At 68.3% G+C, this 14,103-nt stretch carries 15 protein-coding genes; 7 read left to right on the top strand and 8 right to left on the bottom strand.

Features of this window, described 5'->3' with window-relative positions; translation table 11 throughout:
* The first annotated feature begins 33 nt into the window (after positions 1-33).
* From PSK12I2_RS0116115 to PSK12I2_RS0116100, 4 genes are all read left to right on the top strand, one after another.
* Entirely contained in the window at positions 34-1,491 is a 1,458-nt protein-coding gene (locus PSK12I2_RS0116115) for a catalase (RefSeq protein WP_027599181.1), read from the top strand.
* 146 nt (positions 1,492-1,637) lie between these two features.
* Positions 1,638-3,842: a YccS family putative transporter gene (gene yccS / locus PSK12I2_RS0116110; RefSeq protein WP_027599180.1), complete on the top strand. Its 2,205-nt coding sequence runs from the start codon at positions 1,638-1,640 to the stop codon at positions 3,840-3,842.
* 87 nt (positions 3,843-3,929) lie between these two features.
* A complete protein-coding gene (locus PSK12I2_RS0116105) occupies positions 3,930-4,829 on the top strand; it encodes a sugar nucleotide-binding protein (RefSeq protein ID WP_177324652.1) in 900 nt (299 codons plus the stop codon).
* Positions 4,822-5,751 carry an NAD-dependent epimerase/dehydratase family protein gene (locus tag PSK12I2_RS0116100; RefSeq protein ID WP_027599178.1) on the top strand — a complete coding sequence of 310 codons (930 nt, stop codon included), beginning with the start codon at positions 4,822-4,824 and terminating at the stop codon, positions 5,749-5,751. The genes PSK12I2_RS0116105 and PSK12I2_RS0116100 overlap by 8 nt, the downstream gene beginning before the upstream one ends.
* 89 nt (positions 5,752-5,840) lie before the next feature.
* Here PSK12I2_RS0116100 and PSK12I2_RS0116095 read toward each other — a convergent pair whose 3' ends face one another.
* The 5 genes from PSK12I2_RS0116095 to PSK12I2_RS0116075 form a co-directional block, all read right to left on the bottom strand.
* Positions 5,841-6,530 carry an OmpW family protein gene (locus PSK12I2_RS0116095; RefSeq protein ID WP_027599177.1) on the bottom strand — a complete coding sequence of 230 codons (690 nt, stop codon included), beginning with the start codon at positions 6,528-6,530 and terminating at the stop codon, positions 5,841-5,843.
* Positions 6,531-6,627: 97 nt separating this feature from the next.
* A complete protein-coding gene (locus PSK12I2_RS0116090; protein WP_007161221.1) occupies positions 6,628-7,122 on the bottom strand; it encodes a DUF3299 domain-containing protein in 495 nt (164 codons plus the stop codon).
* Between the two features lie 13 nt (positions 7,123-7,135).
* Positions 7,136-8,389, bottom strand: a complete 1,254-nt coding sequence (locus PSK12I2_RS0116085) for an ABC transporter permease (RefSeq protein WP_027599176.1) — start codon at positions 8,387-8,389, stop codon at positions 7,136-7,138.
* A gap of 1 nt (position 8,390) precedes the next feature.
* Complete coding sequence (locus tag PSK12I2_RS0116080; protein ID WP_027599175.1) at positions 8,391-9,098, bottom strand: ABC transporter ATP-binding protein; 708 nt, start codon at positions 9,096-9,098, stop codon at positions 8,391-8,393.
* Between the two features lie 7 nt (positions 9,099-9,105).
* Positions 9,106-9,657, bottom strand: a complete 552-nt coding sequence (locus tag PSK12I2_RS0116075; protein ID WP_027599174.1) for a DUF2796 domain-containing protein — start codon at positions 9,655-9,657, stop codon at positions 9,106-9,108.
* Positions 9,658-9,779: 122 nt separating this feature from the next.
* Here PSK12I2_RS0116075 and PSK12I2_RS0116070 point away from each other — a divergent pair, with 122 nt between their 5' ends.
* Positions 9,780-10,136 (top strand): hypothetical protein, encoded by a 357-nt coding sequence (locus PSK12I2_RS0116070; protein WP_007161217.1) that lies wholly within the window; start codon positions 9,780-9,782, stop codon positions 10,134-10,136.
* 125 nt (positions 10,137-10,261) lie between these two features.
* Here the strand turns inward: PSK12I2_RS0116070 and trxA are convergent, their stop codons facing one another.
* The 3 genes from trxA to PSK12I2_RS0116055 form a co-directional block, all read right to left on the bottom strand.
* Positions 10,262-11,131 carry a thioredoxin gene (gene trxA, locus PSK12I2_RS0116065; protein ID WP_007161216.1) on the bottom strand — a complete coding sequence of 290 codons (870 nt, stop codon included), beginning with the start codon at positions 11,129-11,131 and terminating at the stop codon, positions 10,262-10,264.
* A 68-nt stretch (positions 11,132-11,199) separates the two neighbouring features.
* Positions 11,200-11,847, bottom strand: a complete 648-nt coding sequence (locus PSK12I2_RS0116060; RefSeq protein WP_027599173.1) for a methyltransferase — start codon at positions 11,845-11,847, stop codon at positions 11,200-11,202.
* On the bottom strand, positions 11,844-12,308 hold the full coding sequence (locus PSK12I2_RS0116055) for a YbaY family lipoprotein (protein WP_027599172.1): 465 nt from the start codon (positions 12,306-12,308) through the stop codon (positions 11,844-11,846). Before PSK12I2_RS0116055 ends, PSK12I2_RS0116060 begins: the two co-directional genes overlap by 4 nt.
* A gap of 181 nt (positions 12,309-12,489) precedes the next feature.
* Between PSK12I2_RS0116055 and nrdR the strand changes: the two genes are divergently transcribed.
* Both nrdR and ribD read left to right on the top strand, forming a co-directional pair.
* A complete protein-coding gene (gene nrdR, locus PSK12I2_RS0116050; RefSeq protein WP_007161213.1) occupies positions 12,490-12,960 on the top strand; it encodes a transcriptional regulator NrdR in 471 nt (156 codons plus the stop codon).
* Entirely contained in the window at positions 12,957-14,081 is a 1,125-nt protein-coding gene (ribD, locus tag PSK12I2_RS0116045; protein WP_027599171.1) for a bifunctional diaminohydroxyphosphoribosylaminopyrimidine deaminase/5-amino-6-(5-phosphoribosylamino)uracil reductase RibD, read from the top strand. The genes nrdR and ribD overlap by 4 nt, the downstream gene beginning before the upstream one ends.
* The last annotated feature ends 22 nt before the right edge of the window (positions 14,082-14,103 follow it).

Raw genomic sequence — 14,103 nt, 5'->3', positions numbered from 1 at the left:
GCGATCAGCCAACGCTTTTAGAGGGAGATACCTGTGACTGATACCAAGATCCTCACCACCGCCAGCGGCATTCCGGTGGCCGACAACCAGAATTCCCGCACCGCCGGTCCGCGCGGTCCGCTGATGCTCGACGACTTCCATTTGATCGAGAAGCTGGCGCATTTCAACCGTGAAGTCATTCCCGAGCGACGCGTGCATGCCAAGGGCTCCGCGGCCTATGGCACCTTTACCGTCACCCGGGACATCACGCACCTCAGCAGCGCCAGGCTGTTCGCCGAGGTGGGCAAGCGGACCGAGACCCTGCTGCGCTTTTCCACCGTGGGCGGTGAGCGCGGCTCGGCGGATACCGAGCGCGATCCCCGCGGTTTCGCCGTGAAGTTCTATACCGAAGAAGGCAACTGGGACATCGTCGGCAACAACACCCCGGTGTTCTTCATCCGCGATCCGTTGAAATTCCCCGACTTCATCCATACCCAGAAGCGCGATCCCTGGAGCAACCTGAAGAGTCCGCAGATGATGTGGGATTTCTGGTCGCTGTCGCCCGAATCGCTGCATCAGGTCACCATCCTGTTCTCCGATCGCGGCATTCCGGACGGCTATCGCTTCATGCATGGCTTCGGCAGCCATACCTTCAGCCTGATCAACGCCCAGGGCGAGCGGCACTTCGTGAAGTTTCACTTCAAGAGCCAGCAGGGGATCAAGAATCTGGCGCCGGCCGACGCGGCACGCCTGGCCGGTACCGATCCGGACTACAGCCAGCGCGACCTGTTCCAGGCCATCGAGCGCGGCGAATTCCCGCGCTGGACGCTGTGCATCCAGGTGATGAGCGAACAGGAAGCAGCTAGCCGTGCCGAGAATCCCTTCGACGTGACCAAGGTCTGGTCGCAGCAGGACTATCCGCTGCAGGAGGTGGGGGTGCTGGAGCTCAACCGTAATCCGCAGAACTACTTCGCCGAGGTGGAGCAGGCCTCCTTTGCGCCGAGCAACGTGGTGCCGGGCGTGGGGCTGTCGCCCGATCGCATGCTGCAGGGCAGGGTATTCGCCTATGCCGACGCCCAGCGCTACCGGGTGGGCACCAACTATCAGCAACTGCCGGTCAACGCACCCCGTTGCCCCTACGCCAACAACCAGCGTGACGGGGCCATGAGATTCGATGGCAATGGCGGTTCGCAGCCGAACTACGAGCCGAACAGCTATGGCCACACGCCCAAGCAGGCGCCCCAGTATCGCGAGCCGGCGCTGAACTTCGCCGGGCCGGCCGATCGCTATGATCACCGGGTGGACGAGGACTACTTCAGCCAGGCCGGAGCGCTGTTCCGCCTGATGAATGCCGACCAGCAGGCGCTGCTGATCGACAACATCGTCGGCGCCCTGGGTACGGTAACCCGCGAGGTGCAGCTGCGGCAGATCGGTCACTTCCTCAAGGCCGATCCCGCCTATGGCGTGGGCGTGGCCAAGGGCCTGGGGATAGATCCCAGCGAAGTGGCCTGATCCATGGGTAGAAAAGAGCCCGGCAACCGCCGGGCTTTTTTTCGTCCGCGAAAAAAGTGCGGGAAAGGCTGTCTCGGACGCCGCTTGCGACGTCGCAGTGCTAAGGTTCGCATCAAGCGCGAAAACACGAGGCTCGCTCTCCCGTCATGACTGTGTTTGGAGTGTCTTTGCGCCAGCTCTGGGCGCACGAAAAGGCCAGCTATGGCGTTCGCGTCTTTGTCGCCCTGAGCGGCGCCATGGCGGTCTGCTGGTCGCTGGGCGATCTGCGCGCGCTGTCGCCGGTATTCCTTGGCATCATCGCCAGCGCCCTGGCGGAAACCGACGACAGCTGGCTGGGGCGACTCAAGTCGCTGGCGGTGACGCTGCTGTGCTTCACCGTGGCGGCCTTCGCGGTCGAGCTGCTGTTTCCCTATCCCTGGATCTTCGTGGTGGGCCTGGGCCTGGCCACCTTCAGCCTGACGATGCTGGGCGCCATCGGCGAGCGCTACGCCTCGGTGGCCCAGGCCACGGTGATCCTGTCCATCTATGCCATGATCGGGGTGGATCAGCGCCTCGGCGCCCAGGTGCCGCTGTGGTACGAGCCGGCACACCTGCTGGCCGGGGCATTGTGGTACGGCCTGCTCTCGGTGCTCTGGTGCGCGCTCTTCGCCCACCAGCCGGTGCGACAGAATCTGTCCGCTCTGTATGGCGAACTGGGGACGCTACTCAGGCTCAAGGCCGAGATGCTCGAGCCGGTGCGCGGGGTGGATCTGCACCGGCGGCGGGTGCTGCTGGCCCAGCAGAACGGCAAGGTGGTGCAGGCGCTGAACCAGGCCAAGGCGACCATCCTCAATCGCTTCGGCCGCTCGGGACGGCCCGGTGCGCGTTCGGGGCGCTATTTCCGCCTGTATTTCATGGCGCAGGACATCCACGAGCGCGCCAGCTCTTCGCACTATCCCTACAGTGCCCTGACCGAGGCCTTCTTTCACAGCGACATCCTCTTTCGCTGCCAGCGCCTGCTCAAGTTGCAGGCCACGGCCTGCCTGAACATGGGCGAGGCGATCCGGCTCGGACAGCCTTTCGAATACGGCCAGCAGAGTCAGCAGGGCCTGACCGATCTGCAGGCCTCGCTGGAGTATCTCAAGCAGCAGCAGAATCCGCGCTGGCGGGGCCTGCTGCGCTCCCTGGACCTGCTCGGACACAACCTTTCGACCCTGGAGCGACAATTCTCCGAGGCGGGCAACAGCGACTCGGGGGCGGCTGATCTGGATACCAGCCTGCTGGATCCGGCGGCACGCTCCCTGCGCGAGGTGTTCCAGCGTATCCGCCTGCAGCTGACCCCGACCTCGCTGCTGTTCCGCCATGGCCTGCGTATGGCGCTGGCGCTGATGGCCGGCTATGGCGTGCTGCACCTGATCCACCCAGTGAATGGCTACTGGATCCTCTTGACTACGGTGTTCGTCTGCAGGCCGCAGTACGGAGCGACCCGGGTGCGGCTGGTGCAGCGGATCGTGGGTACGGTGATCGGGCTGTTGCTGGGCAGCGCCCTGCTGGAGCTGTTCGGGCAGCCGGAGATCCAGCTCTTGCTGGCGCTGGTGGGCGGCCTGGTGTTCTTTATCACCCGGACGGATCGCTACACCGTCGCCACCGCGGCCATCACCCTCATGGTGCTGTTCTGCTTCAACCAGGTGGGCAACGGTTTCATGCTGATCTGGCCGCGGCTGCTGGATACCCTGCTGGGCTGCCTGATCGCGGTACTGGCGGTGTTCTTCGTCCTGCCGGACTGGCAGGGGCGGCGGCTGCACCAGGTGATGGCCAATACCCTGCGTACCAATGCGCTCTATCTGCGCCGACTGCACGAGCAGTACCGCACCGGCAAGCGCGACGATCTCGACTACCGGGTGGCGCGGCGCAACGCCCACAACGCCGATGCGACCCTGTCGGCCGCGCTGGCCAACATGCTGCGCGATCCCGGGCACTTCCGTCGTAACCTGGAAGCGGGCTTTCGCTATCTGGCGCTGTCCAACACCCTGCTGGGCTACCTGTCGGCCCTGGGCGCCCATCGCCGCCAGCTGGAGGCGGCCGAGCACGATGCCCTGGTGGAGCGCGCCGTGACCCGCATCGCCGAGGGTATGGAATCCATCGCGGCGGCGGTGGCGGAACGCCGCAGTCTGCCGCCGACCGCCGAGGAGGAGACCAGCCTGGCCGATGAACTGGAGGCCGCGGCCGAGGACAACGACGACGGCTACCGGCTGGTGTGCACCCAGCTGGCGCTGATCTGCCGCCTGCTGCCCAATCTCAAGAGCGCCGCCAACCATACCCTGCGCGAACAAACCCGCGAGCAACCGGCCGCAGGTACCGCCGATGCTTGAGCAAGGTTGGCGCGACGCGCTATGTTGACCGATGTCCGTCGAGTCTTTCGACGCCTGTTTATGCTGGTTTGAAGGCTGTTCCAACACATGCGTATGCGTCTTCTAGTAGTGGGCGGGGAGAGCGCCCTGGGCAAGGCGCTACTCGCCGCCGGTGCCGAAGCGGGCATCGAATTCGTCGCCCCCGAGACTCCCACGGAGGGCTGGTACGCCGCCGGGCTGACCGAGGTCCTCGACCGGGTCCGACCGGGGGCGGTGATCAATCTCGCCTATTACCACGACTGGCTGCAGGCCGCGGACTTCGATCCGGCGCTGATGCAGCGCCAGGCGCTGGCCGTGCAACGCCTGGCCGGCCTCTGCCAGCACTATCAGATTCCTCTGATCCAGCCGTCCAGCTATCAGCTGTTCGATGGCTCGCGCGTGGCCGGCTATAGTGAAAAGGATCTTCCGCGGCCCCCCGGGGCACGGGGCGAGGCGCTCTGGCGGGTCGAGCAGCTGGTGCGGGCGCTGTGCCCGATGCACATCCTGCTGCGCCTGGGCTGGGTCCTGGATGACTCCCGTGACGGTCGCCTGGGGCGGTTGCTGCGGCAGCTGGGCACCGAGCAGGTGGTGCCGATGGCGGGCGACCGGCGCGGCAATCCGACCACCGTGGGCGATGCCGCCCGGGTGCTGCTGGCCGTGGTCAAGCAGCTCGACTGCGGCGCACCGCTCTGGGGGACCTATCACTACGGCGCCCAGGAAGCGGTGTCGGAGTTGGGTCTGGCCGAGACCGTCGCCCAGCTCTGGCAGGAATTCGACCGGCCGGTGCGCTGCGAGTGGCAGGAGGTGACGCACCTCGAGCGTGCGGATGCCGCGGAAGAGCCACAACAGGGGGTGTTGATCAGTCGCAAGCTGCTCAACACCTTTGGCATCAAGGCGCGGCGCTGGCAGCAGGAGCTGCCGGCGCTGTTGCAGGGCTTTCGGCAGGACGAGGTAGGTTTCGATGAGTGATGCGCCCATTCTGATCACTGGCGGTGCCGGTTTCATCGGCTCCCACCTGGCCGACGCGCTGCTGGCGCGGGGCAGGCGGGTGCGGGTGCTGGACGACCTGAGCACCGGCAAGCGTGAGAATCTGCCGCTGGACGACGACCGCATCGAATTGCGGGTGGGAGACGTGGCCGATGTCGCGACCCTGGAAGCTGCGATGGCCGGCTGCGCGGCGGTGGTGCACCTGGCCGCGGTGGCCTCGGTGCAGGCGTCGGTGGAGGACCCGGTGGGCACCCACAGGGCCAACTTCATCGGCACCCTGAATCTGTGCGAGGCCATGCGCAAGGCCGGGATCAAGCGGGTGGTCTATGCCTCCAGCGCGGCGGTCTATGGCGCCAACGGCCAGGGGCAGGCCATCGACGAGGAGTTGCCCAAGGCGCCGCTGACGCCCTATGCGGCGGACAAGCTGGCGGGCGAATACTACTTCGACTTCTATCGTCGCGAGCACGGTCTGGAGCCGGCGATCTTCCGCTTCTTCAACATCTATGGTCCGCGTCAGGATCCGTCTTCGCCCTATTCGGGGGTGATCAGCATCTTCACCGAACGCGCCCGCCGGCAGACGCCGATCACGGTGTTCGGTGATGGCGAGCAGACCCGCGATTTCGTCTATGTCGCCGATCTGGTGGGCATCCTGGTGCAGGCGCTGGAAGCCCCCGAAGTGACGGCCGGGGCGGTGAACGTGGGGCGCGGCGAGACCATCAGCCTGAACGGCCTGCTGGCGGAGATCGGCCAGGTGCTGGGTGGCCTGCCGCCGGTAACCCATGGCGCGGCGCGGGCCGGGGACATCCGCCATTCGAAGGCGGACAACCGCCGCCTGCGCGAGCGCTTCGATTTCAGTCAGCCCACGAGCATGGGCACGGGGCTGGCAGCACTGCTGCGGGATTAGCGGACGCGGCCAGGGGCACTCCCTGGCCGGTTGGGCGTCGACGCTGGAGCTGCCCAGCGCCAACCTGCGGGCGAGTGGCTTGCGCTGGCCTAGAAGCGATAGCCCAGGCCGACCATGTAGACCCAGGGATCCACGTCCAGATCGACCTTGGCGCGGGCGCCGAGGGCGGTGTTGTCGACATGGGCGGTGGTGGCGATGTCGATATAGCGGATCTGGGCGTTGAGCATCACCCGGTCGGAGAGCATGAGATCGGCGCCGACCTGGGCGGACCAGCCCCAGGAGTTGTCGGCGCGGAAGTTGTCGAAGCCGGCCGCGCTGGCGCCGCTGCCGACGTGCTCGTCGTAGATCCAGGTGTAGTTGAGGCCGGCGCCGACATAGGGCTGGAACGTCGCCTTGGCGTCCAGCGGGTAGTAGACCAGGCTCAGGGTCGGCGGCAGGTGCTTGAGGCTGCCGAGCTTTCCGTTGGCGGCGTCCAGCCCGGTGCCCTTGATATTGACCTGGTGCTCGAAGGGCGTGGCCGCCAGCAATTCGAGGCCCAGGTGGTCGGTGAGCATGTAGGCGACGTTCAGCCCCAGCTGGGTGTCGCTGTCCATGGTCGCCTTGCCGCCCAGATTGGCGCCGCTCAGGGCGCCTCTGTCGATCTTGACGTCGGAGCTGCGCTCGTGGGGATCCACGGTGATGGCGCCGGCGCGCAGGATGATGTCGCCGGCCTGGTGGGCCTGGGCGAAGGGCGCGGCCAGGGCAAGGGCGAGCAGGCTGAGACGGAAGAGGGGACGCATGGCGAGGGCTCCGAAGGCATTGAAAAAGGGCTGGGAGCAGCCTAGCGAAGCTGAAACGGCGGACTCTTGATCTCGCTCAAGGGTGGGGCGGATCGCCTTAGGAACCGTCACCCTTGAGAATGTAGGGCTGGATGCGTTGGGCCTGCAGCCAATAGCCGGCGACGGCCACCTCGCTGCGTTGGCTGCCCACGCCCAGGCGGCCTTCCACCCAGTAGGGCAGGTGCAGTTTGGACAGCCAGAGGTCGTGGCTGCCTTTCACGTAGACGATCTGGTTGCCCGGCGGCGGCGGTACGTGGATGCAGGCGCCGTAATAGGGGACCAGCAGGAATTCGGTGACCTCGCCCTCGTCGGTGACCATCAGCGGCACCACGTAGCCGGGCAGGCGCACCTCCTGGCCATCCAGGGCGGCCACCGTGGGGGCGTCCGGCCAGGGCTGGCTGGCGGCCGGGCCGTCTTCGCCGAGGCCGTGGTCGACGCTGCCGGGATTGAAGCGCGGCGCATCGGCCGGCACCAGTTCGCGCCAGGCGAGTTGGCGGGGTTCGGCCTGGGCCCAGGGCAGCCAGCAGAGCAACAGCAGGAGCGCCAGGCGCATGGTGGGGCCTCGTCTAGAGTCGCACGGACAACCCGTCCGTGAGGGCCTGGCGACAGCCGCGCCAGGCCGGGATGCAGCCGAGCACCAGGGCTGCGAGCAGGATACCGCCGAGCAGTTGCCCATCGTAGAGCGAGGGCCAGTCCAGCGGCAATGCCAGGCCGTATTCCGCCAGCAGCCAGGGCCGGCCCAGGGCGATGGCGCCATAGAGCAGCGCCAGCCCGGCGAGACAGCCGGCCAGGGTGAGGGTCAGGGCCTCTGCCAGCAACAGGCCGAACAGGTGGCGCGGCTGGGCGCCCACCGAGCGCAGGATGGCCATCTCCCGGCGTCTTTCGTTGAGGCTGGCGAGCAGGGCGGTGAGCATGCCCACCAGCCCGGTGAGCACCACGCACAGCGACATCACCAGCAGCGCCTGTTCCGCCGTGCCGAGCAGGCCCCAGAGCTCCTGCAGGGCCACACCGGGCAGGATGGCCAGCAGCGGCTCGCCACGGTACTCGTTGACCGCGCGCTGCACGGCAAAGGTGGCCACCCGACTCTTGAGGCCGACCAGGGCGGCGGTCAGGTCCTGGGGCGTGAGATCGCGCCGGCGCACCTCGGCGTCGCTCAGCGAAGGCCCGGGCAGGCCGCCGCGCCAGTCCAGGTGCAGGGCGGTCATGCCGCTCAGCGGGATGTGCAGGGTGCGATCGACCGGGGTGCCGGTGGGGGCGAGGATGCCGACCACGGTGAAGGGGTGGTCGCTGTGCTCGGTCAGACTGATGGTGGCGACGCCATGGGCCAGCACGACCTTGTCGCCCAGCCGATAGTGCAGCGCCTTGGCTACCTCGGCGCCCAGCACCACCTCGAAGACGTCGGCGAAGGGCCGGCCCTGGGCCAGCCGCAACGGCTGGTTGCGCCCGTAGTGGTAGTGGGTGAAGTAGTTGCCGTCGGTACCCAGCACCCGGTAGCCGCGGTGGGAATCGCCCAGAGACAGCGGGATGGTCCAGGCGACGCGGGGATCGGCGGCGAGCTTCTCGTAGCTCTCCCAGCGGATGTTGTTGGTGGCGTTGCCGATGCGGAACACCGAATAGAGCAGCAGGTTGACCGCGCCGGAACGGGCGCCCACCACCAGGTCGGTACCGGCGATGGTGCTGGCGAAACTGGCCTTGGCCTCGGTGCGCAGGCGTTCGACACCCAGCAGCAGGGCCACCGAGACGGCGATGGTGAAGACGGTGAGCAGGGCGGTGGCGCGGCGATTGCGCAGGCTGGCCCAGGCCAGTTGCAGGAGCGGCATCCTAGGTCTCCGGCCGGGCGGCGTTGAGCTGGGCCAGGGTCAGATGGCGGTCGAAACGACTGGCCAGACTGCGGTCGTGGCTGACGAACAGCAGGCCGGCACCGGCGGCGGCGCACTCGGCGAACAGCAGTTGCAGGAAGGCATCGCGGTGGTCGCTGTCCAGCGCCGAGGTGGGTTCGTCGGCGATCACCAGTTCCGGCTGGCCGATCAGGGCGCGGGCGGCGGCGACGCGCTGCTGCTGGCCGATGGAGAGTTCGCGGGCCGGACGGCGGGGCAGCGCGGGATCGCTCAGTCCCAGGGCGCGGAGCAGGGTCAGGGCTGCGCCCCGGGGATCACCATGCCGCGTCGAGGCGCGCTCGCGGCGCAGCGCCGAGAACTGGCAGGGCAACAGGACGTTGTCCAAGACCGAGAGAAAGGGCAGCAGATTGAATTGCTGGAAGAGAAAGCCGGTGTGGTCGACGCGAAAACGGTCGCGCCGGGCGGTGGCGAGGGCTCCCAGGTCCTGACCGAGCAGGCGCACCTGGCCGCGACTGGGGCGCTGCACGCCGCCGAGCAGGCCGAGCAGGGTGGTCTTGCCGCTGCCGGAAGGGCCTTCGAGAAACAGCGCCTCGCCGGGCGCCAGCTGGAAGTGCCGGATGTCCAGGCATTCCGCCTGGCCGGGCCAGGCGAAGCCGAGGTCCTGGATCTCGACCAGGGGGACAGAGGTCACGACCGTCCTACCACTTGAGCTGCGGTTGCCGGGCGGTCAGTTCGGCGCCCTGCTGGCCGCTGGCGACGATGGCCTGGACCTCGACGCTGTGACTGTTGGGGAAGCGGGCGAACCAGCCGGAGAGATCCAGGCTGGCGAGCGCGCCCGGCTTGCTGCAGTTGAAGCTCATGCTGGCCTCCACGTCGAGATGGCCGCTGGCGCTGGAATCCTTGGCAAACAGCGGGCTGATGGCGCTGGCTTCGGTCAGGCGGCAATCGGCGGCGGCGGGCAGCTTCACCAGGGCCTGGGGATTTTCCAGACTCTGGCGCAGGGCGGCGACGGCGTCTTCTTCCTGTCGATTGCGCGGGGCATGCTCGAAGCCCAGCAGATCGGCCGCCGGACTGCGCCACTGGAGTTCCAGGCCGCTGTCGGTCTGGGCCACGTCGAGGTGGGATTCGCCGTGCACATGGGCGCCCAGGGCGCCGTGCTCGTGTTCGTCATGGTCGTCATCGGTACCATGAGCAAAGGCCGGTTGGGCGAGCACGGCGGCAAGACAGAGGGTCAGCAGGGGCAGGCGCATGGTGGACTTCCAAAGGGTGGAGAGGCGCTATGTTATGTTGTTGCATTTGCGCGCTGCAACCTCGGTTTGGCGTGGGCCGATGGCTGTGGGAGCATGGGCCTCTGCACGACGAGGAGAACACCATGGTACGCATTCGCGGAACCATCGGCAGCCAGCCCGTGGATCTCACGGTGGAACTGGAGGAGGCCGACTGGCAACGCCTGGCCGCCGCCCTGCGGCCGACCGAGGCGCCCCTGCCTGCCGCGGCCGTGAGCGCCGCACCCAGCGGACCCAAGTCGGGTGGCGACATGCTCTGGGATCAGGTGGTGAAGCTGCTCAGCTCCGCCGGACGGCTCAGCGGGCCGGACATCCTCGTGGCGCTGGAAAAGCTCACCGGCAATCTGGGCGTGGCCAAGCAGCTGCTGGTGCGGCTGAGGCACAGTCCCCAGGTGCGCATGGAGCGGGTGGGGGAGGCGCAGTTCTATATCTGGCAGGGGTGAGGCTGGAGCGGGGGAGTGGAAAACGCTGCGCGGTTTTCCACGCTACCGAATGTCCACCGCGCTGGAAGGACGCCCGCAGTGGATAAGGCTGCGTCCGAGGCGACGCAGCCATTGTCGACCGGCGCTTAGTACAGCGCCTGGTACAGGCGGCGGCGATAGGTGGCGACCAGCGGGTGGTCGTTGCCCAGCAGATCGAAGACCTGCACCAGGGTCTTGCGTGGCAGATCGTCGCCGTAGCCGCGATTACGGCGGAACAGCTCCAGCAGGCCATCCAGTGCCGGTTCGTATTGCTGGCGGGCCAGTTGCTGCACGGCCAGTTGGTAGGCGGCCTCGTCGTCGCCGGCATCGCGAGCCAGGCGGCTCTTGAGGTCGGCGACCTCGGGCAGGCTGGCGGCCTGGCGCAGGAAGGTCAGCTGGGCACGGGCACCAGCCAGAGCCTGCTTGTGTTCGTCACCCTTGACCGCGTCCAGCACGGCCTGGGCATCGTCCAGTTCATTGCGCTCGGCCAGGCAGCGGGCATAGAGGATCAGCGCCAGGGCGTCGCTGTTGTCTTCTTCCAGCACGGCCTTGAGCAGCGCCTCGGCTTCGGCGAAACGACCCTCGGCGAACAAGGCCTGGGCGGCGTCCAGCGGATCTTCCTCGGCCGGCGGCAGGGCCTGGACATGGGGTTCGAGCAGGGCGCGGATGGCCGATTCCGGCTGGGCGCCGGCGAAGCCGTCGACCGGCTGGCCATCCTTGAACAGCACCACGGTGGGCAGGCTGCGGATGCCGAATCTCATCACCAGTTCCTGCTCGATGTCGCAGTTGACCTTGGCCAGGTGCAGAGCGCCGCCATAGGACTCGGTGATCTTGGCCAGCAGCGGCATCAGCACCTTGCAGGGCGCGCACCACTCGGCCCAGAAGTCCACCAGCACCGGGGTGCTGAAGGAGGCATCGATGACCTGTTGCTGGAAGGTGTCGAGGGTGGCGTCGAAAATGTAGGGGACCTGGCTCATGGCGGACTCGGCAGACGAAAGTTGCACTATAGGTGGGGGCGCCGGGCTTGGAAACAAGGCGGGCCGGCTCAGCCCCGATAGAGCGCCACGCGGCGGAATTCGTCCGGCTCGGCCAGATCCGGCAGGGTGCAGGCCTGGAGCATGGCGACGCGGGTGAAGCCGGGGTGGGCGAGGTCGCGTACCCGCGAATCGGCCAGCAGGATCCGCTCGGCGCGCGCCTGCAGGAGGTCCAGCAAGGGCAGATTGGCACGGTCGTAGAGGACGTCGGCGGCCAGGATGAGATCGAAGCGCTCGGTGCTGGCAGAGAAATCTTCCAGCGTCTCGATCTGCACGGCGTTGGCCTGGGCATTGGCGCGACAGGCCGCCAGGGCCAGGGGATCGAGGTCGCAGCAGACCACCCGCGCCGCGCCGGCCCGGGCGGCGGCGAGTCCGGCGATGCCCGAGCCGCTGCCGAAATCCAGGACCTGGCGCCCGGCAACGTGCTCGGGATGGGCGACGATCCAGCGCGCCAGGGCCAGGCCACTGGCCCAGCAGAAGGCCCAGTAGGGTGGTGCCTCCAACAGGCGCTGGGTTTCCGCGGGGGAAAAGGCCCGCGCCATGTTGGCCGGATCGATCAACCACAGCGACAGGTCGCTGTCGGGCAACGCCTGCAGACAGAGACGGGCGTCGCCGAGCAGAGCCGTCAGGGCGGCGACGAGGTCGGCCGGGGGCGTCACGGGGTCTGGTTCAGCACCAGTTCGCCGAGATTCTGCGTGGTCGGTCCGCCGACATTCACCGGCGGCAGATAGCTGGCCAGCTGACCGGCCTGGATCAGGCGCGCGTGGAATTCCACCTTGAGATCCGGGCGGGTGGGAAAGATCTCGGGATTGAAGGGCAGGCGGAAGGCCAGGGGCGCGCCCTTGCCGGTCACCGTCTCGCTGGCCAGCAGGCGCTGCGGCAGGCCCTTGGCATTGACCGCCAGCAGGGCGATCTCCACCTGGGCGCCGGCCGGGACCAGGCCCTGGGCATTGCGCAGCACCCCGGAGATCTCGCGCAGATTGGCCGGGGTGGGAGCGCCGGCCACCGGGACCGGCTCGTCGGCCGGGGTGGTGGGCTGCGGCGGCGTGGTTTCGGGTGGGCTGGAGCAGGCCACGAGCAGACCGGTGAGCAGCAGGGGCAGGAGGACGCGTGGGGTCATGGCGGGATCCGGAGGTCGCCACCGGCGAGGGCGGCACGGGAGGCTGGAGAGGGGTCGTCGAACACAGTGCGCTCTTATAGCCCGGCGGCTCCTGGCTGTCGATTCGTCCGGTACCCGGAGGTTCCCGCCAGGGGGTGATCGGGTACCATGAGGGCTTTCCCTTCCGGCGGTCGACTCCCCCATGCATTGTCCCTTCTGCGGCGCCCACGACACCAAGGTCACGGATTCCCGGCTGGTTGCGGCCGGCGAGCAGGTGCGCCGGCGGCGTGAGTGCCTGGCCTGCCAGGAACGCTTCACCACCTTCGAGACCGCCGAACTGGTCCTGCCACGGCTGATCAAGCAGGACGGTACCCGCCAGCCCTTCGACGAGGACAAGTTGCGCGCCGGCATGCAGCGCGCCCTGGAGAAGCGCCCGGTCAGCGTCGAGCGCCTGGAAGAGGCCATCGCCCTGATCAAGCACCGGCTGCGCGCCACCGGCGAGCGGGAGATCCGTTCGCGGGTGGTGGGTGAACTGGTGATGGACGAACTGCGCAAGCTGGATCAGGTGGCCTACATCCGCTTCGCCTCGGTCTATCGGCAATTCCAGGACCTGGCCGAGTTCCGCGACGAAATCGAGCGGCTGGCCCAGGACCCGGGCAAGCAACCGGTATGAGCGACACGGACGCGGTGAACGACGAATTCTGGATGGCCCGCGCCCTGGCGCTGGCCGCCTGCGGCCGCTACAGCACGGCGCCCAATCCGCGGGTGGGCTGCGTGATCGTCCGTGACGGCCAGGTGGTGGGCGAGGGCTGGCATCGCCAGGCCGGCGGTCCCCATGCCGAGGTGCATGCGCTGCGCCAGGCAGGCGAGGCCGCGCGTGGCGCCACCGCCTATGTGACCCTGGAACCCTGCAGCCACCATGGCCGCACCCCGCCCTGCGCGGATGCCCTGGTGGCCGCCGGGGTAGCCGAGGTGGTGGCGGCCATGACCGATCCCAATCCGCTGGTGGCCGGTCGCGGCCTGGCGCGCCTCGCCGCCGCCGGCATCGCTACCCGCGCCGGGGTGCTGGAAGCCGAGGCGCGGGCGCTCAATGCCGGTTTCATCCAGCGCATGCTGACCGGGCGGCCCTTCGTGCGGGTCAAGCTGGCACTGAGCCTGGATGGCCGCACCGCCATGGCCAACGGCGAAAGCCAGTGGATCACCGGGCCGGCGGCGCGCCAGAGCGTGCAGCGACTGCGTGCCGAGGCGGGGGTGGTGATCACCGGCGCCGACACCGTGCTGGCCGATGGCGCGCGCCTGACCGTGCGCCCGAGCGAATTGGGCCTGAGTGGCCCAGAACTGGAGCTGGCCACCCTGCGCACGCCGCAGCGGCTGCTGGTGGACGGTCGTGGCCGGGTACCGCTGGACGCCCCCTTTTTCCAGGCCGGCACGGCGCGGGTCGTCGGTATGGCCGGCGAGGCGCCGGCCTATGCGGCGGCCGGGCACGACTACCTGGCGCTGCCCGGCGCCCAGGGCCAGGTCGATCTGGCGGCGCTGCTGACCCGCCTGGGCCGCGAGCAGGTCAACGATGTGCTGGTGGAAGCCGGACCGCGTCTGGCCGGTGCCTTCGCCCAGGCCGGACTGGTCGATGAATATCACCTGTTCCTGGCGCCCAAGTTCCTCGGTTCCAGCGCCCGGCCGTTGCTGGACTGGCCGCTGGAGCACCTGGCCCAGGCGCCGCAGCTGGAAATCCTCAGTGCCACGCCGGTGGGCGCGGACCTGCACCTGATCGCCCGACCGGCCAGGGACACCTGACGCCCCTGGCCCCGCGGCGGCG

The sequence above is a fragment of the Pseudomonas sp. MOIL14HWK12:I2 genome (genome assembly GCF_000510745.1).
Classification (GTDB): Bacteria; Pseudomonadota; Gammaproteobacteria; order Pseudomonadales; family Pseudomonadaceae; genus Chryseomonas; species Chryseomonas oryzihabitans.
This window is presented reverse-complemented; position numbering and strand designations above follow the sequence as displayed.

Excerpts from the sequence above, each read along its gene's own strand:
- PSK12I2_RS0116085 (WP_027599176.1), bottom strand. The coding sequence starts at position 8,389 with ATGCCGCTCCTGCAACTGGCCTGGGCCAGCCTGCGCAATCGCCGCGCC.
- nrdR (WP_007161213.1), top strand. The coding sequence starts at position 12,490 with ATGCATTGTCCCTTCTGCGGCGCCCACGACACCAAGGTCACGGATTCC.
- PSK12I2_RS0116105 (WP_177324652.1), top strand. The coding sequence starts at position 3,930 with ATGCGTATGCGTCTTCTAGTAGTGGGCGGGGAGAGCGCCCTGGGCAAG.
- PSK12I2_RS0116070 (WP_007161217.1), top strand. The coding sequence starts at position 9,780 with ATGGTACGCATTCGCGGAACCATCGGCAGCCAGCCCGTGGATCTCACG.
- PSK12I2_RS0116055 (WP_027599172.1), bottom strand. The coding sequence starts at position 12,308 with ATGACCCCACGCGTCCTCCTGCCCCTGCTGCTCACCGGTCTGCTCGTG.
- PSK12I2_RS0116100 (WP_027599178.1), top strand. The coding sequence starts at position 4,822 with ATGAGTGATGCGCCCATTCTGATCACTGGCGGTGCCGGTTTCATCGGC.
- PSK12I2_RS0116090 (WP_007161221.1), bottom strand. The coding sequence starts at position 7,122 with ATGCGCCTGGCGCTCCTGCTGTTGCTCTGCTGGCTGCCCTGGGCCCAG.
- ribD (WP_027599171.1), top strand. The coding sequence starts at position 12,957 with ATGAGCGACACGGACGCGGTGAACGACGAATTCTGGATGGCCCGCGCC.
- yccS (WP_027599180.1), top strand. The coding sequence starts at position 1,638 with ATGACTGTGTTTGGAGTGTCTTTGCGCCAGCTCTGGGCGCACGAAAAG.
- trxA (WP_007161216.1), bottom strand. The coding sequence starts at position 11,131 with ATGAGCCAGGTCCCCTACATTTTCGACGCCACCCTCGACACCTTCCAG.
- PSK12I2_RS0116095 (WP_027599177.1), bottom strand. The coding sequence starts at position 6,530 with ATGCGTCCCCTCTTCCGTCTCAGCCTGCTCGCCCTTGCCCTGGCCGCG.
- PSK12I2_RS0116075 (WP_027599174.1), bottom strand. The coding sequence starts at position 9,657 with ATGCGCCTGCCCCTGCTGACCCTCTGTCTTGCCGCCGTGCTCGCCCAA.